The organism is Herminiimonas fonticola (assembly GCF_003293745.1).
Classification (GTDB): Bacteria; Pseudomonadota; Gammaproteobacteria; order Burkholderiales; family Burkholderiaceae_D; genus Oxalicibacterium; species Oxalicibacterium fonticola.
On record NZ_PTLZ01000005.1, the window covers coordinates 1 to 22431 of the forward strand.

A 22431-nucleotide genomic window follows, 5' to 3' on the forward strand; every position below is an offset into this window, starting at 1 on the left:
TGCGTTCGGTTTGGCTATGCTCGCGCAATGATGCCATTGGCAATATCGCCGTCATGCTTGCAGCATTGGGAGTCTATGGCACAGGTTCTGGATGGCCGGATATAGCGGTCGCTACTCTGATGGGTACGTTAGGACTAACGGGAGCATGCTCAGTGGTCCGTCACGCCCGACGTGAGTTAACAGTCAACACGGCACCCACTTAAGCACACATAAAGAATGATGCTTTGGGCCGATAGCAGCCCCCTTTTTAGAACTGGCAGTGACAGATGACACATGCTTAGATCACGTCAACTCTCGACCATTCTTTAACTGTTTTCAATTTTTATACTGTGACATATGACACACACTAACCAAGCCATAGGAATTTTTTAATGGTTTAGCCGCTAAACATTTCAGCTCCTTGATATTGCCGTAAGTGTCACACATTTAAAAACAGGAATGCCCCAAAAAAGTGTTGCGTCAGGATGACCATTCTTTAGGTGTTTAGTTAGAAGTTCTATAATATAAACATCATGGATACCAAAGAGATTCTTCAATTCCACATCGACGTTTTTCGCCCAGAAACCATTCCAATGGCGAGACTCGCTGAATACATGGCCGCGTTAGCTGCTTTGTATGGAAATAATGAACGTGTGCATTTTGACAAAATGCGTACAGGCAGTGCCGTGTTGCAAACAAAAATTGAAGAGTCAGCTATTCAGAAGGTTGATAAGCGATTGCACCTAGTGCATGACATCGATGCGCCTGACGATGTTCAAAAAGCTTATGCGCAAATCAATAGCCTTTTACGTACTGACAATGCAGTTGGAAAAATAAAACGGGAAAAAGGCGCTGCGATTCTGACTTTTCCTGGTCGAAATACGATCGTTCAAAAAACATACAAGGTTCGCGAAGCGGGCGTATTGGATGGTGTGGTTATCCGAATAGGAGGGAGAGATAGCACCATTCCTGTTTGGCTAGAAGACCATAGCGGAAAAGTTTTTTATTGTGAAGCAAACAAGGATATGGCCCGCGAATTGATCAAGCATTATCTTGGTAATCCTATTCGAGTTACTGGCCAAGGCGACTGGTTGCGCGGCGAAGATGGTCAATGGAAGTTAGAAAAATTTAAAATTACTGATTCAGTCGTACTTGATGCAACGCCAATCGAAGAGATATTAAATACGGCTCGTGCTGCAAGTGGGAATGGTTGGAATGAATTAGATGACCCAATAAAAGAACATTTATTCATCAGGGGCTCGAATTAAATGGTGGCTTTCGACGCAGGCATTTTAATCAAGCTTCTTGATCCTCGTACCTCTGAGGAGGATCGAGATAAAATCAGTTACCTCATATCTGTTTTGCAAAAAGATAAGGTAAAAATAATTATCCCTACGCCCGCTGTATCTGAGTTCTATGTGAAAGCAGATCCAGGAGTATTGGATGCATTCAAAGGGAAAGCTGCGTTCTTAATCGCATCCTTTGATGAAAAGTCTGCAATCGAATGTGCACTTAGTGTTAGTGCGGCAAAACGATCTGGCCACAAAAAAGCTGGACAACAAGAAGCTACTTGGGCAAAAGTGAAGTTTGATCATCAGATCGTAGCAATAGCCAAAGCTAATCAGGCAGACACAATTTATTCGGAAGATCGCGGTTTACGATCGTTTGCCACGGCTCAAGGCCTTCAGACTTTTTCGATAGCAGATTTGCCGGAAAATCCGGCTTCAGCGCAAAAGAAACTGGAACTAGTCGTCGTTACTGGGCCACTAGCGCAAGAAGCTCGCGGCTAATATTTAGCGCACAAAAGGCAAGTGCTCATTGATGACGGATCAAGTAAAGAGAATCGTTTTTTACTATTGATCGTGCTCAGGATATTCATCCGCCGCTGTCTTAAATTTTCCGAGCATCGCCTTGGCTTCATGTGCTGCGTTTTTTGTAAGGTCGGGGCCGTCTTGTCCGTACATAGCCTTATATGTGTCTCTCGCCGTGTTAGAGCTGAAACCGGCATCTACTAAAGTATTAATCGCCATTCAATCTGCATCATGGTTTTGCCCTCCTTGATTAATAACTTCGCAGAGTATTTATTGATTTTCAATCCTATATTTATGGGAAAAAAACTGCCACGGTTGCCCATTGTTAAGAAGCGTGGCAGTTATGTTGGTATGGGCGATACCTTCATTGCGATAATGCCGCAATGCAATGGTCAATTATTTATGGCGTCACATTCATTTTTTCTTACACCTTAAAATGCACCAGTACAGGTGAGATCTTTCGGGTACTTGCACACTAAGGCTCAAGTAATAATCGTCTTGTTAGACTTCTTTGCAGTTGCGCCTTTAATTTTTCTGAGCGACTCTCCGCTTAACTGCAAAGTATAAGAGCTGTGCGCGATACGATCCATGATTGCGTCGGCGACAGTTTTATTGTCCAACGCATCATGCCAATGACTCATTGGAAATTGACTGGTGATGATCATAGACCGTATCCCTAACCGGCTATCGACAAGCTCAAGTAAATCGTTTTGAGCTCGTTTTGAGAACGTCTCAATTCCCCAGTCATCCAATATCAGTAAATCAATTTTCTTTAATTGTTCCAGTCGCAGACTAAACGTGCCTGAAGCGCGCGCCGAAAGTAGGTTTTCCATTAGCATGGGCACGCGCACGAAATGGGCCGAAAGGCCTAGCCTGCATGCGTAATTAGCGAGAGCACATGCGAGCCATGTTTTCCCCGTCCCGGTGGGGCCAGTAATGACCAAATTGTTTTGCTGCCTAACCCAGTCAAGATTCGTGAGAGAAAGCATGGTCGATTTATCTAAACCGCGAGATGATCGATAGTCGATTTCTTCGATGGAAGCCCCTATTGGTAATTTCGCTTTTTTAAGCAACATTTGAAGCCGCTTATTTTCTCGAACAGTGGACTCGTGATCGACCATACTTCGCACGCGATGTTCAAATGGGAGATCATTCATTGTCGGATTTCCAAGTTGGCGTTCCAACTCTGCGGCCATGCCAAATAGTTTTAATGTATTAAGCTGGTCTATCGTGTTTTGCATCATGATTCGGTTTCCTTATCTGTTTGTAAAAGTTCGTTGTAATAATCGGCACCTCTAATATTGCTGTGGACGATCTCTTTACTTACTTCTGTATGTTCTTGGCCTAGCAGGCGATCCAAATTTTTCGAAAGAAGATTGCGCAATTCTGGCGTGCCGGTGATGTTGTTCTTAAACGCATACGCACATCCTTCCTCTAAACGTGATTTGCCATAGTTAGCTAGAAGGACTTTCATGGCTTGCGTAATACGATATCCAAACAGATAGCCTTTTATTTTTGATAGCTGCGCTTGGAGAAGAAGCACAGTGTTTGGTCCAATCTCAGTTGCCCACTGCAATGCTTCTGGTTCTGACCATTGCAAAACCGCTTTATGCGTCGGATGCTGATGCTGACTTAGGGTCGTGCTGCCATCTGGTTCAAAATTGCGTGTATGTGTTGCAATGCACTTTCCCTTTGAGAACAAGTCCAAAGAGTGACTGGACAAACAATATTCGAGCTCCCGTCCTTTAAGTTGATAAGGCACACTGTAAAAATGTCGTTCTACACATACGTGATAATCATTCGCCGCACGCACCTTGCCCCAGTCTGAGAAGGCGTAACGTTCTGCCGGCAATGGCGACAATGCCGGTTGTTCTAACTCTAGCCATCTGCTGAAACGTGAACCTGGGAGCTTTTGAAATGTTTTTCTATTGAGCTTTTCTAAAAGCGGGCTGATTGCTTGATTCATCTCATCGAGTGAAAAGAATTTGCGATTGCGTAGCGAAAATAAGATCCAGCGTTGAGCAAGTAAAACGCCAGCCTCTGCTTTGGATTTATCTCGGGGCTCCCGTGGACGGGCAGGAAATGGATGAATGCCGTAGTAGCGGCACATGACGTTGTACGACTCGTTGATAACTGGCGCCACGCGATCCGCTTTAGTAACTGCAGATTTGAGATTGTCGGGAACAACAATTCGTGGAACGCCTCCGAAGAACTCAAACATTCTTGCGTGCGAAGCAATCCAGTCCCTAGATTTTTGGGACCATGTTGCCTCGCAAAAGGTGTAATTTGAACCGCCTAATACACCAACGAAGATTTGTACTTTCTTCAACTCGCCGGTTTGAGAATCTGTAACACTAAGAGTCGCGCCAGAGTAATCCACATAAACTACTTCTCCATAGACGGCAGTTTGTCGCATCGAAATCTGTAACGACTTTCTAAATGCGTTATAGCGCCGACAATATTGTGAATAGCCAAAATGCTCTTCTGGCGGGGAAGCATCGATCCATTCTTGATGCAAGATTGCTAGCGATGCTCCTTTCTGTCCAAGCGCCAAATGAACTGCTGCAAAATCAATGTCTGATGTGATCGTGTGATTAAACGCTTTGACTGGTGGATACAATTTTTCCTCCAGTAAATCGTCATCTATTTCGTCTGGCAGAGGCCAAGGTAATTGGGCATTAACAAACCTATGCCGAAAGTCCGACACCGTTTCACGGTTGACGCCTGTATATCTGGACGTTTCGCGATTCGATAACTCTTTAGTAAATATGCATACAAGGACATCGCGAATTTTTCGCATGTCAGTTCTCCTATTGACCATAGCAATATGCTTAGCACCGCCCAGGCGGGCATTTTCATTAAGCGTCGAGTGGCGAAATCGCGCACGCAACAAGGCACTTCGATGAGATCGAAGTATTGACAGGGAATATGGGAAGGGAGATACTGAGCTCGGATCGCTTCTAGTTATCCAAAGCTGTACAAAAGGCTGTGAGTTGATGCTCACAGCCTTTGTCGTTTCTGCCTCCCAGGCAGATTAAGTCATGACGATTCTCCCTCCGTCAGCGTAGGCAAGACACTGAGCGTTGCGCGTTCGCGTTGGGCCGCAAGCCAGACAGCAATATCTTTCACTAACGCGAATTTTCCCCTGCGATTCTCAATATCGAATATCGGTACTGGCACAGTTTTTCTTGATATCGCTTGCCGAAACGCTTCCTTAGACGCGTAACCCAAGGTGATGCGTAAATTGTCATTGGAAACCATAGGCCCAAAGCGACTCGTTAGCTCTCGCTCAAGCAGCGTTGCCAATGGCTCATCAAATTTAAATTCAGTCATACCTTCGCTTTGTATCTAGCTGTCACATATTTTTCTGCGGGACTATCAATCTTAACAATCATGATTGATTGAATAAACCTATATCTATAGTGCTTAAGTTCACTCCCGTTACATAAAGAGAAATTTATTAAGTTGTTGAATACTTTGAATAAATTATCTGTATTCTTTCAAATCTTAATACTTTCACGACATATAAATGCCAGCTAAGCGAGAAAAAAGACGGGATGAATTGGTTGATCCGATACGGACGATCAACTGGTTTAATTGTTTATGTGAGGAGCTTGGCACCTATGAGCCGCGTGAGATTCAACGAATTCTGCAACCGCACATCATTGAGAATCGCGGTAATGAAATCAAGAACAATAGGTATTTGGAATATTCGCGGGGCGTGCATGTGCCGTATCCCGCTTTAGTGCTATGTGCAGAAAAGTTGGTCGAAGGTTCTAGTTGGGAACTGAACCATACCTTGTGGTCTGTTCTGCGTCACAAAACCTCCGTAGAAAAATATGCCCACGAATGGCTTCACCAGCTAGTAGGAATTATTCAGTCTTTAACATTTGGTACAAGAAATGACATTCGTCTGAGAGGTGATCGCCACTTCCTTGGTGCACTTGAGCGGCGGGCCAGCCTCGATAGCTTGACAGCACTGACAATCATATTGCGTTTAAATCATGAGCGTGGTGACTATGAACAAGTGTGGGAATGCTCTAAAAGCATATTCCGAGTCTTGCTCATTATAGGAAATGAATTTAACAGCCGAGATATTAGTGCGAGAGTTTTTACGCTTTATCGTGAACGAGTTTTTAATCTCGCTCGATTCAACGGCTGCCGCATGTATCTTGAAGAGTGTAATTATCCTGTTCTAGCAAGAGCGTTTCACGAGTTATCAGAACATTTACGACAACGAAGTTCGCATGTACCCGATAAAAAAATGGCTAGCTACTATGCTATGCAAATTTTGAATGGACAAAGAATTCAATCTTCAAAAAAATTCTTTGAACCGCTGATCGGACCGGATTTGGATATTGGGCCACCGTCTCCAGAAAATCTTGATCTTTATAACAAATGTAAATGGCAAGTTTGAAATGCGAACAGGTGGCAGGTTTGAAATGCGTATGAGTGGCAACTTTGAGATGCGGCTTAGTGGCAACTTACATGCGAATACTCACATTAGCGAAGATACTTCGCCAGTTGATTTTGGCCCCCTTTATTAACGTTCGCGATTCAACTAAATCAGTTTGATCCCAAATGAAGTCACTAAATATGGAAATTCTGCCGACTGCAGCGTCCGCGGGTACAAGTCTGCTAACGATCTTTAGCTCAAAGAACGTATTTATCTGCGAATAGTTGGCGTTATTCATCACGCTTCTCTTAAATGAGGAGAGACATAAAACGGCGTTTCTTCAGCTTGAATATTTGCCCATTCGAGAGTTCTGCTTGGAAAGCGCGGAAGAATGGATTTTGTAATTGCAGAATAAGGAAGATCAAATTTATTACTCCAATCGATTGGAGTAAGCAGTTTCCGTTGCTGCTCCATGAACAATTTGAACTTCACCAGACGCGGCAAGATTCGACTTGTCCAAAGCGCATTTTCACAACTAAAGCATTGCCAAGGATCACTGCACGGCGTCTCGGGTATGCCACCAGGCTTGTTATAGAAGTCACGGCAACTAGCTATAAATACGTCTTGCTCTCCCGAAAGAATCGAAACAATTTTTTCCTCTGATTCGGAAAGTTGTCTAGCTAGCGCAGCGATTTCTCCTTCTGTTTCGACGTTCTTTATAACGACTATTCCTCGGGCCTCTTGTACGACCTTATCTTGCGCGATGCGTATCGTTTGGTTGTGAATATGATGCGTGGCATCATTTGTCAGATAATGAAAAGCTGTCGTATTTAAAGCTTGCTTACCATGATGTTTTAACGTCTTCTTACTAACGTTTGCCAAATTTCCACTTTTCAAATATGCATTTGTTGCGACTGTTTTCCGTGTCTGCCTGAAACCAAATTTCAAAAAATCGCCATTCCGATCGCGTAGATCATGTGCTTCCATGAAACCAATAAAAATCAGGGGCCCTTGGATTAATCCGTTAGAAAAATACATTGTTGCATCGTATGTCAAAGCGGCGGCTTGTCCCAAGTACGGCCAGCCGGGTCCAGCTTTTCGGTGTGCTAGCCACAACTGATTTTTTATATCGTCGCTGGCGAATGGGACGAGTGACTCGGTCATTTTTAGTACCAACTTGATTAGGGCAATCGGTGAAGTGCTACCTCGATTAGAAAATGAGATCTTCATTTGCTCATGACTACCGCGGTGCTTTTTGAACTCGACTATCGTTTTTCCTGCTTCTTCACCATGAAGGCAATCACGCGTCAAAGTCAACAATGACTCTGCATTTAGACCACTCTTAATAGAAAGCAAAATCATAAACGGCACCAAATCTTTATAACTTGGGTATAGATGAGAGATTAGTTCCGAAGGAGTATTAAAAGTACAGTTATCAGAGTCAGCCCATCGATTTCGCAAATAGCGTGTTAACAGACAGTTTTGCGCCGAGGAGCGCGAAGGAAACTGACCCTTTAAAACATGGACCAAATACCAAAGATCGTTAGCTTTACTATTCCAGCCGGTGGTAAATATAGATTTTTTATTCCACGGCTGCTTCAAATGACCAACTAAGCGCGGATCCTGTCCCTCAGCTAGTAATGCTTTTCCTAACGCCAGCCGCCCAAGAACATCTGATATTTCTTTTTTCGCTGCATCAATAAGCCTCACTTGTTCGTCATGGGTATAGGGTTGAACTGCGCAGATAGTGGCGTCACTACGCCTAAGCGACTTCGAAGGTATCTCCAGTTCGCTTGGCACAGAGCCTGAGACTGGCGAATCCTCTCCTTGCAATATTTTCATTAATTTTGCTATGCAAAGATAACTTCTCCCGGCGGTAGTATTTCCATAATTAGAGTGCAACCATTTTCTAAAGTCGATCAATGTCTCCCGACTAAGATCTTTAACACTCGTTTCCTTTGGGTTCCAATCTGTTTTTATCTCATCTAGATATCTAACCAATCGATGTAGAGAATCACGCTTTTGCCGTACCACTTCAAAATGTTTGCCGGGTGAATTAATAACTTCCCCACTCCAAAGGGCACTCATTAATGGGCCAAATAATTTCGGCCTCGAAGAACACTTTTGAAAAGACAGCCAGCTACCTTCTCGCACTACTCCTGTTAAATCCCATTTCCAAGGCATTATTGACGGCATTGAAAACGTCTCATTGCACTGAACATCATCTGCCGTAAATGGATTATTTCTAGCTTTCATTCCGTCTGTTCTCCGGACAATGCCCTCTCGTCAATTTCGAACCCTTCACAATCATTGGAGATGTCAATCATGTCGGTTATTTCATCAACATAATCGAGATAGATAAATGTGGTCATTACGGATGCGTGGCCCATCAACCGTGAGAGCACGCGCAATGGATCGTAAACCATTCTTTTATACGCTTCGCTTCTTGAATGAATAGGCACAGTTTGCCTAGCCAACATGTGTCGAATCATCCCGGAAAGCGTATAGATGGCATAACTGTGACGCAGCATATGGGGGTGCGCCTTAAAACTAAATCCGCTACCGTCGCCAGCGACCCGCATCATCTTGTAGAACGCACTGTAGGTCGCGGGCCGTCCCAATGAAGTCAGGAATAAAAAATCTTCGTCATTGATATCAGCACTTCTCTTTAAACGACTGGCCCTTCTCCGATTAATTGCATCAGCGCGATCCCATTCGATGTAGCGCCGCACATCTCTTAACCAGCTTTTTGGCACACGCACCGTACGCTCTTTATTACCCTTCCCAAGCACAGTTAGCGGGCATGTATTGAGGTCTTTGAAAAAAATGCTATCTGGATCTGGGAGCATCGACAGTTTGATGGTCGCTGCCTCCTGAGCACGTAGTCCGGTCCGAAATAAAAGTCTAACGAAAAGAGCATTTCGAAGCCCTTCTTTTGTAGCCATAATCCTCGGAAGATATATTTCCAGGAAATCATGTTCGGTCATGTACTTAATATCTTTCCTGCGAGTCCTTTCTTTGAGATTCGTTGAGAGAATATGGGAAGTCTGGTTTGGATAAGGCCCTGGCGACAGCTTTGTGGTGTAGTCGAAAGGAACATACTTCAAATGCCCTTCTTGTTTCGCCCACTCATAAAAACGCCTCAATGCAGCAGCGAAAACATTCCATGAACTAGATGAAATTTGTAAAGAACCAGGTTGAATTCTTCGTAAGCGGTAATAAACCATCCAATCCTCTGACGAGGCATTTCGCCAGGTTTTCTCTCGTTTAATCAAAAATCGAAAAAACAAGCTCAGTTGCTCCGCATAAGCACGCCATGTATTTGGACTAGGAGAACCAGGAGCCGCAAGAGACCTTAAAAAACTGTTAAGAACTGCGTCGCATTGCCAATTTAGATCTACTGTGAAAGGCTGTTTATCTACTAATCCAAGTTGTTCAACTAGGTGCGACAAATGCGGAGTCCGGTCTTGCTTCAAATAATAAATATCCAACCCGCTGTTCCTTTACGCACGAAAAATCAATGTAATAAATACTACATATTGACGTGAATAAATAGGCCTTTATCGCGTGAGACATTTTTAAAAAGTAAAGATAACCGCATGGTTCCTGATGTTTGGTTCGTTTGCGATGCTGGGTGCCAAAGTGGTTGGCATTCCGCGTCTGTCCGATGGACCCGATATCGCCAAGCTGGCCGAGCTGGCTGCATTGCACCGGCCAAAATTATTCGTCATCAATTCTGTCCTGCACAATCCAACCTCGACTTCGCTATCGGCAGCAAAGGCATTTCAGGTATTGAAAATTGCCGAGCAATACAATTTCATGATTGTCGAAGACGATATTTATTGCGATATGCATCCGGGCACTACGGTGCAATCAGCGACACGCATCGCCGCGCTGGATCAGTTGAATCGCGTGATTTATCTCGGTGGATTTTCCAAAACGCTGGCGGCCAATTTACGCGTCGGCTTCATCGCCACGTCGCACGATATCGCACGGGACCTGGCCGATCGCAAGATGCTGACCGCGTTGACTACGACCGAAGTCACCGAACGCGTGGTCTACAAGGTTTTGTCCGAAGGGCATTACCGCAAACACAGCGACCGTCTGCGCAGCAAGCTGGATGCAGTGCGCGACAAAACGATACGACAAATGGAACGCATAGGTGCCAGGATCAATTTCAACACGCCAGCCGGCATGTTCATCTGGACCGACATGGGTTGCGACACCAATCTATTGACTGAAAAAGCCATGGCCGAAGGCTATCTGCTGGCGCCCGGCAGTCTGTTCTCGCCTAACCAGCTACCATCAACGAATATGCGTTTCAACGTCGCGGCGATGGGCGATCCCGGCCTCTTGCGCTTTTTGGAGCGAACTATGGACCTGGTGCGCAGCAAGACTTGAAATCACAGCTTTCGCCCCAATTTCCGACGAAACGTTTGAAAGTCTAAGGTTAAAAGTCTGACCAAGGTCTGGCTTACTCGCCATCAGCGCAATATCATTCAGGCTTGCTGAGTGAATGAGCAAGCTGTCAGGCTTTCGACATCGCTTACATAGTAAAACCCACATTCTTTTTAGACACTCGAGGTAAAAATGGCCGCATCCGAACAAAAAAATCCAGAAAAGCAAACCCTGGGCTTTCAAGCCGAAGTAAAGCAATTGCTGCAACTGATGATTCACTCTTTGTATTCCAACAAGGAAATTTTCCTGCGTGAACTGGTCTCCAACGCATCCGATGCTGCTGACAAACTGCGCTTTGAAGCGATCGACAATAGTGCGTTGTTCGAGAACGACCCTGAACTGAAAATCAAGGTCAGCTTCGACAAGGAAAAACGCACGATCACCATCAGCGACAACGGCATCGGCATGTCACGCCACGACGCAATCGAGCATCTCGGCACCATCGCCAAATCCGGCACCAAGGAATTTTTCTCACGACTCTCCGGCGACCAGCAAAAAGATGCAGCACTGATCGGTCAGTTCGGCGTCGGCTTCTATTCCGGCTTCATCATCGCGGATCGCATCACGGTAGAAACACGTCGCGCCGGCGCACCAGCCAATGAAGGCGTGCGCTGGGAATCGGGCGGCGCTGGCGATTTCACGGTAGAAGCCATCGATAAAGCGACACGCGGCTCGGACATCATTCTGCATCTGCGCGAAGGCGAAGACGAATTCCTGTCGTCGTGGAAATTGAAATCCATCATCCGCAAATATTCCGACCACATCTCGCTGCCTATCATGATGGCGAAAGAAGAATGGGACGAAGAGAAAAAAGAAACCGTTACCCGCGATGAACTGGAAACCATCAACCAGGCCAGCGCCTTGTGGGCACGCAATAGAAACGACATCACGCCTGAGCAATACACCGAATTCTACAAACATGTATCACATGACTTCGGCGAACCGCTAACCTACACGCACAACCGCGTCGAAGGTCGCAGCGAATACACGCAACTGCTGTATATCCCGTCGCAAGCACCGTTTGATCTGTGGGACCGCAACAAGCGCGGCGGCATCAAGCTGTACGTCAAGCGCGTCTTCATCATGGACGATGCAGAACAATTGATGCCGGTGTATCTGCGCTTCGTCAAAGGCGTGATCGATTCGGCCGATCTGCCGCTGAACGTCTCGCGTGAAATCCTGCAAGAATCGCGGGATGTCAAAGTGATACGCGAAGGTTCGACCAAACGTGTACTGGGCATGCTGGAAGAATTGGCAAACGCCGATGAGCAAGAAAAGAAGGACAAGTACACCACCTTCTGGAATGCATTCGGCCAAGTCTTCAAAGAAGGCATAGGCGAAGACGCAACCAACAAGGAACGCATCGCCAAACTCTTGCGCTTTGCGTCGACCACTGGTGACAGCGATGCACAAACCGTATCGTTCGCCGATTACGTGTCGCGCATGAAAGAAGGCCAGACCAAAATCTTCTACGCCACCGGCGAATCGTATAACGCAGCGAAGAACAGCCCGCACCTGGAAATCTTCCGCAAGAAAGGCATCGAAGTTTTGTTGCTGACCGATCGCGTCGACGAATGGATGTTGTCCTACCTCGAAGAATTCGAAGGCAAGGAACTCGCATCGGTAGCCAAAGGCGATCTGGACCTGGGCCAACTGGAAGATGAAGCAGAGAAAAAACAGCATCAGGAAACCGAAGATCAGTACAAGGAATTGGTAGGCAAGATGCAAACCGCACTCGCCGACAAAGCGAAAGAAGTCCGCATCACCTTCCGTCTGACAGATTCACCAGCCTGCCTGGTCGCCGATGAAAACGAACTGTCCGGCAACCTGCTGCGCATGCTGAAAGCTGCTGGGCAAAATGCGCCGGATGCGAAACCTATTCTGGAAATCAATCCGGATCATCCATTGGTGCAGCGCTTGAAATATGAAGACGCGAAGTTCGACGACTGGTCGAATATTCTGTTTGATCAAGCCTTGCTGGCTGAAGGCGGGAACCTGAATGACCCGGCTGGATTTGTGAAGCGTTTGAATGAGATGTTGCTGGGCTTGGCGGGAAAATAATTCTTTATTTTTAGCTCCAAAAAAACAAGGCCGCGCTAGCAATAGCGCGGCCTTGTTTATTGGATGAGGATATTCATCCGCAGCAGGAGGATGATAGGCGGAGCTGCGTTCTTCAACTTACAGGACTCATGCCTGCATCTCCGCCAAAATCACCAATGCCAAGGCGATGGCTCCAGGCAGCGCCTGAACAAACAGGATTTTTTTGCTTGATGTCGCTGCTCCGAAGACACCTGCCACAACAACACAGGCAAGGAAGAAAATTTTAACTGATGCGCCCGCCGAACCAAGCCACATGCCCCAAACCAGGCCCGCTGCCAGGAACCCGTTGTACAGACCTTGATTTGCGGCCAGAACTTTCGATGCGGCCGAAAACTCTTTGGTAAGACCAAAAGTTTTTCGCCCCTTTGGGGTATCCCACAAAAACATTTCCAGATACAAAATGTAGACATGCAGCACGGCCACAAGCCCGGTCGCAATGGTCGCTATAGTGTGCATACATGCCCTCCTCTTGCGTCATCCAACGCTTTGTTAAACAGCGTAGGTGCTTTCAGTTCAGGTAGAACTTGGCTCTGAGATCGTGCAAATCAAACCTTGAGGCCTTTAAGCAACGCCTAGACAAATCCAGACCACGTTCTTTTTCCAGCGCCTGCACTTGCAGTACCAGATCAATATTGAGCTTAACTGAAAAGGAGGCAACCCAGCGCCTGATCACGCTTGCCTTGTATCAATGAATGGCTGTGATCAAAAAACTGGGTGATCTGCTGAAGAGATTCACACTTTGGCCAGCGTTCCCATGTTTACTCCCACGAATACTGTGGGTAACAGTTAGGGAGATCCAGGTGCATCTCAATGCATCCTGTCGCTATCCAAATAGTGGCACTTTACCGTCATGGCCTGCCTAATGACATCGCCAGTACGCGTGCCACATGCAATGCATTTTGCTGCGTGCCGTCAGCAATTTGATGTCGGCAACTGGTACCATCAGCAACAAAGATGGTTCCAGCATCCGCTTCACGTATGGCAGGAAACAGTGACAACTCCCCCATCGCTTGCGACGCTGCATAATGCTCGGCTTCATAACCAAAACTGCCGGCCATGCCACAGCATGACGATTCGATCAGCGATACATCAAGCTCAGGAATCCATTTCAAAACAGCTTGCACAGGACGTACTGCATCAAATGCTTTTTGATGACAGTGACCATGCAGCGCCGCCTTGTTCGATGTTAGCGGTTGCAGGTCCAGTAGCGCGAGATCGATTCTTCCTGCAGCCTGTTCCTTGACCAAAAATTCCTCAAACAGGAAAGCCGAGGCTGCGAGTTCTTTCGCTTCATCACCATAGCCGTAGCTCAGGAATTCATCGCGCAGCGACAGCAGGCACGATGGTTCCAATCCGACAACCGCGACGCCACGATGGACGAAAGGCATCAGCGCATCGAGCGTGCGACGTGCTTCCTTTTTCGCTTCATCAACCAGGCCGGCAGAAAGAAAGGTGCGACCGCAACACAGTGGACGTTCATTCGCCTTGATATTCAAGTGCACTGTGTAGCCCGCAGCTTGCAGCACTGCTTGTGCAGCTGCGGCGTTTTCCGGCTCCATGTAATTATTGAAGGTGTCGACGAAGAGCAGCACTTCTTTGCTGCCTGCGCTTGTACTTTCCGTTTGTTGCGACAGGAACGAGCGTTGGAATTTCGGAAAGGCGCGTTGCGGTGCGAGACCGACGAATTTTTTCAGCCAACCGGCTACCCACGGCAGGCGTTCACCTGCGGCAAGTAAGCCGCCTATACGGCTGGCATATGGTGCATAACGCGGCATGAAGGCAACCATGCGATCGCGCAAGGTGCTGCCGTTTCTATCAACCCATGCGGCGCGCGCTTCTATCTTGACTTTCGCCATGTCGACGCCGGTCGGGCAATCGCGTTTGCAACCTTTGCATGAGACGCACAGGTCCAGCACTTCTTTCACTTCCGCACTGGCCAGACCATCGTCGCCTAGCTGTCCGGAAATTGCCAGCCGCAAGGTATTCGCCCGGCCGCGTGTGACGTGGCGCTCATCCTTGGTGATGCGATAACTCGGGCACATCGTACCGGCATCGAACTTGCGGCAATGACCATTGTTGTTGCACATCTCCACCGCTTTGGCGAGACCGCCAGTGCGATCATCACCGGTGCCGGGCGCTGTTTCCAAACCGCTAGCCGGATCGCGCGTGACGTTCCACGCCGACCAATCCATTTTGCTTGCTATTGGCAGTTCGCGATAACCGGGAGCGAAACGGAAATTGCTCTTGTCGTCCATCTTCGGTGGACGCACGATCTTGTCGGGGTTGTAGCGATTATCCGGATCGAACAGATTCTTGATTTCGCTGAAGGCTTGATTCAGTTTCGGGCCGTATTGCCATGCCACCCATTCACCACGACACAAGCCGTCGCCATGTTCCCCGGAATACGCACCCTTATATTCACGCACCAGGGCTGATGCTTCTTCTGCAATCGCGCGCATGTCGGCTGCGCCGTTACGCCGCATATCGAGGATAGGCCGCACGTGCAAGGTACCGACACTGGCATGTGCATACCAGGTGCCTTCGGTTTGGTATTTGTGGAAGACTTCAGTCAGGCGCTCGGTATATTCCGCCAGATGTACCAGCGGCACCGCGCAATCCTCAATGAAGGAAACCGGTTTGCCATCGCCCTTCATGCTCATCATGATGTTGAGGCCAGCCTTGCGGACATCCCACAATGCTTTCTGCTCGCCGGCATCGATCATGTTCGTGACAGATTCCGGCAAGCCGAGGTCACTCATCAAATCAGATAATGCCGATAATTTTTCAAGCAGTTCTGCCTTGCTGTCGCCGGCAAATTCAACCAGCAGAATTGCCTGCGGTTGTCCGACCAGCGCTTTCTCGATGACAGGCCTGAATGCCGGATTGCTCAGCGACAGATCGATCATCGTGCGATCAACCAGTTCGACCGCTGTAGGCTTGAGCTTGACGATGTGCTGCGTCATGTCCATCGCCTGATAGAAGGTCGGGAAGTTGATGACGCCGAGTACTTTAACGGCAGGTAGTGGTGCCAGTTTCAGCGTGATCTGACGGCTGTAAGCGAGCGTGCCTTCCGATCCGACCAAGATGTGTGCGAGATTGGCACTGCCGTCGTCGGTATAGGCGAGCGGATTCTGGCAATCAAATAGATCGATGTTGTAGCCGGCAACGCGACGCAAGACCTTGGGTACGCGTTCTATGATTTCGTCGCGTTCGCGCGTCGCTATCTGCTGCAAACCTTGCACGATCTGTTGCACGCGCGCGTTCTGCGTCATGTTTTCCAGGGTTTCGAAACGGGCCTGCGTACCGTCAGCCAGTACCGCGTCGATGCCGAGCACGTTGTGCACCATGTTGCCGTATTCGATGGAACGTGAACCGCAGGAATTATTACCCGCCATGCCGCCTATCGTGCATTGCGCAGCCGTCGATACATCGACAGGGAACCACAAGCCATGCGGCTTGAGCCATGCATTCAGATGATCGAGCACCATACCTGGCTCGACCGTGATACTCAGTTTTTCTTTATCGAAATCGATAACCTTGTTCAGCCATTTGCTGTTGTCGATGACCAGCGCTTCGCCTACCGTTTGCCCGCACTGGCTGGTACCGCCGCCACGCGCGAGTATCGGCGTTTTCTCTGAGCGAGCAATGTCCAGACAGGTCAGCAAGTCATCCTGATCGCGCGGCACCACGACACCGATCGGCATGATTTGATAGATCGATGCATCCGTTGCGTAACGACCGCGATCCGCCTGGCTGAACAACACATCGCCGCGCAGTTCCTTGTGCAGCAATCTGGCTAATGGGCTGGATGAAGACAAGCCGAGCGGATTAACCGGAACGAAATGGAGTGGCTGGACGAGCATGTGTATATTTTCCTTGTGGAAGCGGGCGCAACGCATTGAATACGGATGCTGAATACAGATGCATCGCGTTGCCGACTGCTCGAATATTCAAGCCATGCCGGCAACGCGTTTCAGTACGTGCTATCAGGCAGCGATTTTCAATGCAGGGATTTTTTGATTCGACAAATAATCCATCGCTGCAGTGACGCCACTAGCCTTGATCGTGATGCCGGAAAGCTTCAGACCCATCTCGACGCCAGCCAGAGTCGCCATCAAGGTCAAGTCGTTCGCTTCCCCCAGATGACCGATGCGGAACATGCGACCTTTCATCTTGCCGAGGCCGGTGCCTAGCGACATATTGAATCGCTCATAGATTGTTTTGCGCACAGCATCGGCATCTATGCCTTCCGGTGTCATGACGCCTGTCAGTACCGGCGAGAAAACGTCGGGATCTGCGCATTGCACTTCCAGCCCCCATGCCTTGACTGCAATGCGGCATGCCGCAGCCAGACGTTGATGACGCGCGAAAGTATTCTCCAGACCTTCATCCAGAATCATGTCCAGCGCTTCGGACAAACCGTAGAGCAAATTGGTATTTGGCGTGTATGGCCAGTAACCGGTTTTGTTCATCTCGATGATTTCGTCCCACGCCCAGAATGCGCGCGGCAGCTTGGCTGTCTTGCTGGCGGCGATGGCTTTTTTGGAGACGGCATTGAAGCTGATACCAGGTGGCAGCATCAAGCCTTTTTGCGAACCCGATACGGTGACATCGACGCCCCATTCATCATGACGATAATCGGCAGATGCCAAACCGGAAATCGTATCCACCAGCAGCAAGGCTGGATGACCGGCCGCATCGATGGCCTTGCGCACAGCGGCGATATTGGATGTGACACCAGTCGAGGTTTCGTTATGTACAACGCAAACCGCTTTGATGACATGAGCTGTATCCGCGCGCAGACGCGCTTCGATGGCATCGGCTTGAACGCCGCGACGCCAGCCTTCTATGCCAGGCAGCCCAATGAACTCAGGCTTGAGGCCAAGTGCTTCCGCCATTTTTTTCCACAGTGTTGCGAAGTGACCTGTCTCGTACATCAGTACGGTGTCGCCCGGGCTGAGGGTGTTGGCCAGCGCGGCTTCCCAGGCACCAGTGCCGGATGCTGGATAGATGATGACCGGTTGCGTGGTTTTGAAGATTTTCTGTATGCCTGACAAGACTTTCAAACCAAGCGCCGCGAATTCCGGGCCGCGATGGTCGATGGTCGGATAACTCATCGCACGCAGGATGCGATCCGGCACGGGGCTAGGCCCGGGGATTTGTAGAAAGTGGCGGCCTGCTGGATGAAAGTCTAGTTTGATCATTTAAATCTCCGTGAGAGAATTCTAATAATTGGATATTGCATACAAAATACTATACCAAGTGAAATTTGATTAGTAAAGCGAATTGGGAGTTTTCTGTGACATTTGGAGGCTGATATCCGAGTCGTCGCTGAAGTCTTGTGATGCATGCTCATTTTCTACAGCCATCAATACAAAACCTTCGAATGAAATTCATCCCAGACTGTGGTTTTAGTTGTTGTTTTCCATATGGGCCAGGCTGCTGCTAACGCAGCCAGCAAGGCACAATTCGATTAAAATACGGCATTACCCCTCGGAATTAGTATGCAAAATACACTCAACATCAACGAACAGACGAACAACGCCCCCGATCTTCCACGCATGGAACGACAGCGCTTGCACGATGTAGTTGTCGAGCATTTGCAAAACCTGATCATCGAAGGTGTATTGGCTCCCGGCACCAAACTCAATGAACGCGAAGTGTGTGAGCGGCTGGGGATTTCACGCACGCCTTTGCGCGAGGCGATGAAGGTTCTTGCATCCGAAGGCTTGATCGAAATCGCACCTAACCGCGGCGCCTTCGTCTCGAAGATGAGCGACACCGAGATCTGGGAAGCATTTGAAGTCATGAGCGGCCTGGAAGCACTGTCCGGCGAGCTGGCTGCCGAACGTATCTCACCGGCAGAAATTGCAGACATCAAGGTGCTGCATGATGCGATGATCGTGTGCCGCTCGCAAAACGATTTGCCCGGCTACTACAGCCGTAATCAAACGATCCATAACAAGATCAATGAAGCGGCACGCAATACGATGTTGCGTCAAATTTATCTTTCATTGAATCGCCGTTTGCTGGCGCTGCGTTTCAAATCCAATTTCAAGGAAGAGAAATGGGATCGCGCGATTGGCGAGCATGACGAAATGATCAAGGCGCTGGAAACCCGTGATGGCAAACGTCTGGCAAATATCCTGCGTCAGCATTTGCTGGATAAACGTGATTCGGTCATGTCGGATTTGCGTGAATCGGCTGCAGCAAGCGCAGTTGCAGCAGCCACTTCTGCAAAATCAAAGGTAGCGGCGCGCAAATAACACCTGGAGTAGCAGATATAAAAAAAGCCTGGAGTTTGCTCCAGGCTTTTTCTTTTGTACTGCTGTTTGACTTGTTACGTCAGACCGCAAGCACCGGTTCGCGATTCCGCAAGCGCGCAATCAAACTGCTTACCAATGGCCACAGCAAGGCGATCAGCGCCAATGTCATGATGGTGCCAACCAGACCACCGCTCCAGAATACGCCGAGTGCACCTTTGGAGCCGACCATGGTTTGACGGAAGGCATCTTCAGCTCTATCGCCCAGCACCAAGGCAAGCACCAGTGGTGCCAATGGATAGCTGAGTTTTTTGAAGATATAGCCGATTACACCGAACACCACCATCTGCCAGATATCGAAGATCGCATTGTGCACGGTGTACGCACCGATCGCGCAAATCACCATGATCGCTGGTGCGATGATCGAGAACGGAATCCGCAAAATCGCAGCGAACAGCGGCACGGTTGAGAGCACCACCAACAGACCAGCGATGTTGCCAAGGTACATGCTGGCAATCAGGCTCCAGACAAATTCCTTCTGTTCGACGAACAGCATGGGACCAGGTTGCAAGCCCCAGATCATCAAGCCGCCGAGCAAAACCGCCGCAGTAGCAGAACCCGGAATACCCAGTGCCAGCATAGGCAGTAATGCGCTGGTGCCTGCCGCATGTGCTGCAGTCTCTGGTGCAAGCACACCTTCGATCGCGCCTTTGCCGAATTCATCCGGCGTGCGCGAAAACTTCTTCGCCATGCCATAACCCATGAACGACGCAGCGACCGCACCGCCCGGCGTAATGCCGAGCCAGCATCCGATGATGGATGAGCGCAGCAATGTCATCCAGTACTTGGGCAAAGAAGCCCAGGTTTTGAAAACGACTTTCAGATCGATCTGCGCTTTCTTGCCTTTGAACGCCAGACCTTCTTCCATCGTCATCAGGATTTCGCTGACACCGAACAAGCCGATGACTGCGACCAGGAAGTCGAAGCCGCGCAACAGTTCAGGGAAGTCGAATGTCATCCGCAACTGGCCGGAAATCGTATCCATGCCGACCGCTGCCAACAAAAATCCGGCGCACATCGAGATAATGATCTTCGCTTTCGGTTCCTTGCCCATACCGATGAAACTGCAAAAAGTCAGGAAGTAGACAGCGAAGAATTCCGGTGGGCCGAAGCGTAATGCAAACTTTGCCACCAACGGTGCGAGGAAGGTAATGACGACCACACCAAACAGTGCACCTATGCACGAGCCGGTAAATGCGCTGGTCAGCGCCTGCCCCGCTCGCCCCTGTTGTGCCATCGGATAACCATCGAAAGTTGTCGCAACTGACCATGCCTCGCCCGGAATATTGAACAGAATGGATGTGATTGCACCACCGAACAATGCGCCCCAGTAAATACACGACAGCAAAATAATTGCCGATGTAGGATTCATTGAAAACGTTAGCGGTAACAGGATAGCGACACCATTCGGGCCGCCCAGGCCAGGTAACACACCGACCACGATCCCCAGCAGAATCCCGAGCAGCATCAAACCGGTATTGTGCCAACTGAGTACGTGGCCAAAGCCATGCATGAGTGAATTAAGTTCTTCCATGATTATCCTCAGTAGCCAAGCCAGTTTTCCAGCGGGCCTTTTGGTAAAGGCACCATGAACTGGATTTCAAAAATGAAGAAGAAAAATCCCATCAGGCAGATCGACACGAGAGCCGCTTTCCAGATCGGAAATTTACCGAGGAAGACCATGAAGGCCGCGATGAAAAGTGTGGAGGCAACGTAGATGCCGAGATAACTGATTGTAAAAACAAAGAGGAGTAGCGGTAGCAGAATGACTGCGACCAGTTTGGCTTGCGCAACTTCGATGAACGGTGTTTGATCGTTGTCGCGAATCGCGTGAATGAACACGACGATGCTGGCAATGAAAACGATCGCCGCGAGACGTATCGGAAAATAACCGGCTTCAGGACCATACGGGCCCCAACCTGCACCGAGTTTGTAGTTATCCCACATCAGGATCAATGAGCCGATTGCGAGCGCCAAGGAAACGGCAATTTCTGCCGTGCGTATGGAAAAGACCGCAGGAGAAGACTCACGCACTTCCTCGATCAGTGGTTCAGAATTATTCATATTGCTTACCCGTAAAGTGATGGTTGATTCAGTGAACGTCAAACACCTATGCACGCTTGTGCAAGGGCGTTGACGTCACTGAATCCTCGGGATGTCAGAGATGACGTTCGATTACTTTGTAACGACGAAACCGGCGGCCTTCATGATTTCCCGGTGAGCCTGCTCATCTTTTGCGAGGAATACATCGAGCGGTGCACCAGAAACGAATTCAGGTTGCAAGGCATTTTTCTCGAGGTAGGTTTTCCATTCCGGTGTTTCGACAACCTTTTTGAACAGGTCGACATAGAACTTTTGTTCATCCGGTTTGACGCCGCCCGGCATCATGAAAATACGCAGCATCTGGTAACTGACATTGAGGCCGCTTTCCTTGCAGGTCGGGATATCGGACCACGCCATCGTGTCTGTGACCTTGGCGGTGTAGCTGATGCGTTTTTCCTGGAATACGCAGAGTGCCTGATGCTGTCCGGCGCGCCATTGCGACACCGACTCGGATGGATTGTTGGTGTCGGAATCGATATGTTTGCCGGAGAGTTGCGTCGCTGCTTCGCCACCGCCCTTGTACGGAATGTAGAGGAACTTGGCGCCAGTGGCTTTTTCAATCATGGTGGTGATCATGTGATCTTCACGCTTGGAGCTGGTACCACCCATCTTGAAGGTTTCCGGCTTGGCCTTTACCGCAGCGATGTAATCCATCGGTTTTTTGTAGCCGGCTTCTGTATTGGTCCACAGCACAAAAGCATCTTGCGCAATCATCGCGATCGGCGTCAGGTCGCGCCAGTTAAACGGCAAGCCGGTTGCCAGTGGCGTGGTGTAAATCGAAGAAGACGCAACAATGATTTTGTTTGGATCGCCGCGTGATGCCTTCACGTCAAGCAGGCCTTCCGCGCCGCTGGCACCGGACTTGTTGCTGACGATGAAGGGCTGCTTCATCAGATTATGTTTGGTGATGATGCCCTGAATGGAGCGCGCCATCTGATCGGAGGCGCCACCTGCGCTGAACGGCACAACCATTTCAACCGGTTTGGTAGGCTCCCAAGCGTGTGCACTGAAAGCGCTGCACAAGGTGGCAAGGACGAATCCGATCTTGATCGGTTGGACAATCAGTTTTTTTTGCATGATGCTGTCTCCGTTATAGTGGGTTAAACCCGTTTTTAATCATTTGCTACCTCGGGGGCGGCTCTGTGGCGCCTCCCGAACTGTTTTCCTCCAAACACCGTGCCATGCATGGATAGCGTTCTCACTATCGTCACGCTACCGCCGCAATCAACCTTCCTTCAGATTTTCATGCATGTTCCAAACT

17 protein-coding genes and 2 pseudogenes are annotated in these 22431 nt (G+C 48.8%); 7 read left to right on the top strand and 12 right to left on the bottom strand.

Features of this window, described 5'->3' with window-relative positions; translation table 11 throughout:
* The 3 genes and pseudogenes from Hfont_RS15225 to Hfont_RS13680 form a co-directional block, all read left to right on the top strand.
* Positions 1-203 (top strand): annotated as a pseudogene (locus tag Hfont_RS15225) (cation transporter); the annotation flags it as partial.
* Positions 204-512: 309 nt separating this feature from the next.
* Positions 513-1247: an MFS transporter gene (locus Hfont_RS13675; RefSeq protein ID WP_112992984.1), complete on the top strand. Its 735-nt coding sequence runs from the start codon at positions 513-515 to the stop codon at positions 1245-1247.
* Positions 1248-1769 (top strand): hypothetical protein, encoded by a 522-nt coding sequence (locus Hfont_RS13680; protein WP_112992985.1) that lies wholly within the window; start codon positions 1248-1250, stop codon positions 1767-1769.
* A 63-nt stretch (positions 1770-1832) separates the two neighbouring features.
* Here Hfont_RS13680 and Hfont_RS15115 read toward each other — a convergent pair whose 3' ends face one another.
* The 4 genes from Hfont_RS15115 to Hfont_RS13695 form a co-directional block, all read right to left on the bottom strand.
* Positions 1833-2009, bottom strand: a complete 177-nt coding sequence (locus Hfont_RS15115; protein WP_162845884.1) for a hypothetical protein — start codon at positions 2007-2009, stop codon at positions 1833-1835.
* Between the two features lie 263 nt (positions 2010-2272).
* Positions 2273-3034, bottom strand: coding sequence for an IS21-like element helper ATPase IstB (gene istB, locus Hfont_RS13685; RefSeq protein WP_241523128.1), 762 nt, complete (start codon positions 3032-3034; stop codon positions 2273-2275).
* The gene (gene istA / locus Hfont_RS13690; protein ID WP_162845883.1) at positions 3031-4590 is read right to left on the bottom strand and encodes an IS21 family transposase; all 1560 of its coding nucleotides are present in this window, start codon (positions 4588-4590) and stop codon (positions 3031-3033) included. The genes istB and istA overlap by 4 nt, the downstream gene beginning before the upstream one ends.
* A gap of 239 nt (positions 4591-4829) precedes the next feature.
* On the bottom strand, positions 4830-5123 hold the full coding sequence (locus Hfont_RS13695) for a hypothetical protein (protein ID WP_112992988.1): 294 nt from the start codon (positions 5121-5123) through the stop codon (positions 4830-4832).
* Positions 5124-5319: 196 nt separating this feature from the next.
* Between Hfont_RS13695 and Hfont_RS13700 the strand changes: the two genes are divergently transcribed.
* Entirely contained in the window at positions 5320-6207 is an 888-nt protein-coding gene (locus Hfont_RS13700; RefSeq protein WP_112992989.1) for a hypothetical protein, read from the top strand.
* A gap of 276 nt (positions 6208-6483) precedes the next feature.
* On the opposite strand, the gene Hfont_RS13710 is transcribed toward Hfont_RS13700, so the two are convergent.
* Positions 6484-8442: a hypothetical protein gene (locus tag Hfont_RS13710; protein WP_112992991.1), complete on the bottom strand. Its 1959-nt coding sequence runs from the start codon at positions 8440-8442 to the stop codon at positions 6484-6486.
* Positions 8439-9677: a tyrosine-type recombinase/integrase gene (locus Hfont_RS13715; RefSeq protein ID WP_112992992.1), complete on the bottom strand. Its 1239-nt coding sequence runs from the start codon at positions 9675-9677 to the stop codon at positions 8439-8441. Before Hfont_RS13715 ends, Hfont_RS13710 begins: the two co-directional genes overlap by 4 nt.
* Before the next feature lie 106 nt (positions 9678-9783).
* Between Hfont_RS13715 and Hfont_RS13720 the strand changes: the two are divergent.
* Positions 9784-10587 (top strand): annotated as a pseudogene (locus Hfont_RS13720) (aminotransferase-like domain-containing protein); the annotation flags it as partial.
* Positions 10588-10776: 189 nt separating this feature from the next.
* The gene (gene htpG / locus Hfont_RS13725) at positions 10777-12705 is read left to right on the top strand and encodes a molecular chaperone HtpG (protein ID WP_112992993.1); all 1929 of its coding nucleotides are present in this window, start codon (positions 10777-10779) and stop codon (positions 12703-12705) included.
* 126 nt (positions 12706-12831) lie between these two features.
* Here htpG and Hfont_RS13730 read toward each other — a convergent pair whose 3' ends face one another.
* The 3 genes from Hfont_RS13730 to Hfont_RS13740 form a co-directional block, all read right to left on the bottom strand.
* Positions 12832-13200, bottom strand: coding sequence for a DUF1304 domain-containing protein (locus Hfont_RS13730; RefSeq protein WP_112992994.1), 369 nt, complete (start codon positions 13198-13200; stop codon positions 12832-12834).
* Between the two features lie 392 nt (positions 13201-13592).
* Positions 13593-16607 (bottom strand): FAD-binding and (Fe-S)-binding domain-containing protein, encoded by a 3015-nt coding sequence (locus Hfont_RS13735; RefSeq protein ID WP_112992995.1) that lies wholly within the window; start codon positions 16605-16607, stop codon positions 13593-13595.
* A 123-nt stretch (positions 16608-16730) separates the two neighbouring features.
* A complete protein-coding gene (locus Hfont_RS13740) occupies positions 16731-17948 on the bottom strand; it encodes a pyridoxal-phosphate-dependent aminotransferase family protein (protein WP_112992996.1) in 1218 nt (405 codons plus the stop codon).
* A 300-nt stretch (positions 17949-18248) separates the two neighbouring features.
* Between Hfont_RS13740 and Hfont_RS13745 the strand changes: the two genes are divergently transcribed.
* Positions 18249-19010: a GntR family transcriptional regulator gene (locus Hfont_RS13745; protein WP_112992997.1), complete on the top strand. Its 762-nt coding sequence runs from the start codon at positions 18249-18251 to the stop codon at positions 19008-19010.
* A gap of 79 nt (positions 19011-19089) precedes the next feature.
* Here Hfont_RS13745 and Hfont_RS13750 read toward each other — a convergent pair whose 3' ends face one another.
* From Hfont_RS13750 to Hfont_RS13760, 3 genes are all read right to left on the bottom strand, one after another.
* The gene (locus Hfont_RS13750; protein WP_112992998.1) at positions 19090-20601 is read right to left on the bottom strand and encodes a tripartite tricarboxylate transporter permease; all 1512 of its coding nucleotides are present in this window, start codon (positions 20599-20601) and stop codon (positions 19090-19092) included.
* Positions 20602-20609: 8 nt separating this feature from the next.
* On the bottom strand, positions 20610-21131 hold the full coding sequence (locus tag Hfont_RS13755; protein ID WP_112992999.1) for a tripartite tricarboxylate transporter TctB family protein: 522 nt from the start codon (positions 21129-21131) through the stop codon (positions 20610-20612).
* A gap of 111 nt (positions 21132-21242) precedes the next feature.
* On the bottom strand, positions 21243-22247 hold the full coding sequence (locus tag Hfont_RS13760) for a Bug family tripartite tricarboxylate transporter substrate binding protein (RefSeq protein ID WP_112993000.1): 1005 nt from the start codon (positions 22245-22247) through the stop codon (positions 21243-21245).
* Between the last annotated feature and the right edge of the window lie 184 nt (positions 22248-22431).

Coding starts and splice junctions, on each gene's coding strand:
- Hfont_RS13675 (WP_112992984.1), top strand. CDS start 513: ATGGATACCAAAGAGATTCTTCAATTCCACATCGACGTTTTTCGCCCA.
- Hfont_RS13680 (WP_112992985.1), top strand. CDS start 1,248: ATGGTGGCTTTCGACGCAGGCATTTTAATCAAGCTTCTTGATCCTCGT.
- Hfont_RS15115 (WP_162845884.1), bottom strand. CDS start 2,009: ATGGCGATTAATACTTTAGTAGATGCCGGTTTCAGCTCTAACACGGCG.
- istB (WP_241523128.1), bottom strand. CDS start 3,034: ATGATGCAAAACACGATAGACCAGCTTAATACATTAAAACTATTTGGC.
- istA (WP_162845883.1), bottom strand. CDS start 4,590: ATGCGAAAAATTCGCGATGTCCTTGTATGCATATTTACTAAAGAGTTA.
- Hfont_RS13695 (WP_112992988.1), bottom strand. CDS start 5,123: ATGACTGAATTTAAATTTGATGAGCCATTGGCAACGCTGCTTGAGCGA.
- Hfont_RS13700 (WP_112992989.1), top strand. CDS start 5,320: ATGCCAGCTAAGCGAGAAAAAAGACGGGATGAATTGGTTGATCCGATA.
- Hfont_RS13710 (WP_112992991.1), bottom strand. CDS start 8,442: ATGAAAGCTAGAAATAATCCATTTACGGCAGATGATGTTCAGTGCAAT.
- htpG (WP_112992993.1), top strand. CDS start 10,777: ATGGCCGCATCCGAACAAAAAAATCCAGAAAAGCAAACCCTGGGCTTT.
- Hfont_RS13730 (WP_112992994.1), bottom strand. CDS start 13,200: ATGCACACTATAGCGACCATTGCGACCGGGCTTGTGGCCGTGCTGCAT.
- Hfont_RS13735 (WP_112992995.1), bottom strand. CDS start 16,607: ATGCTCGTCCAGCCACTCCATTTCGTTCCGGTTAATCCGCTCGGCTTG.
- Hfont_RS13740 (WP_112992996.1), bottom strand. CDS start 17,948: ATGATCAAACTAGACTTTCATCCAGCAGGCCGCCACTTTCTACAAATC.
- Hfont_RS13745 (WP_112992997.1), top strand. CDS start 18,249: ATGCAAAATACACTCAACATCAACGAACAGACGAACAACGCCCCCGAT.
- Hfont_RS13750 (WP_112992998.1), bottom strand. CDS start 20,601: ATGGAAGAACTTAATTCACTCATGCATGGCTTTGGCCACGTACTCAGT.
- Hfont_RS13755 (WP_112992999.1), bottom strand. CDS start 21,131: ATGAATAATTCTGAACCACTGATCGAGGAAGTGCGTGAGTCTTCTCCT.
- Hfont_RS13760 (WP_112993000.1), bottom strand. CDS start 22,247: ATGCAAAAAAAACTGATTGTCCAACCGATCAAGATCGGATTCGTCCTT.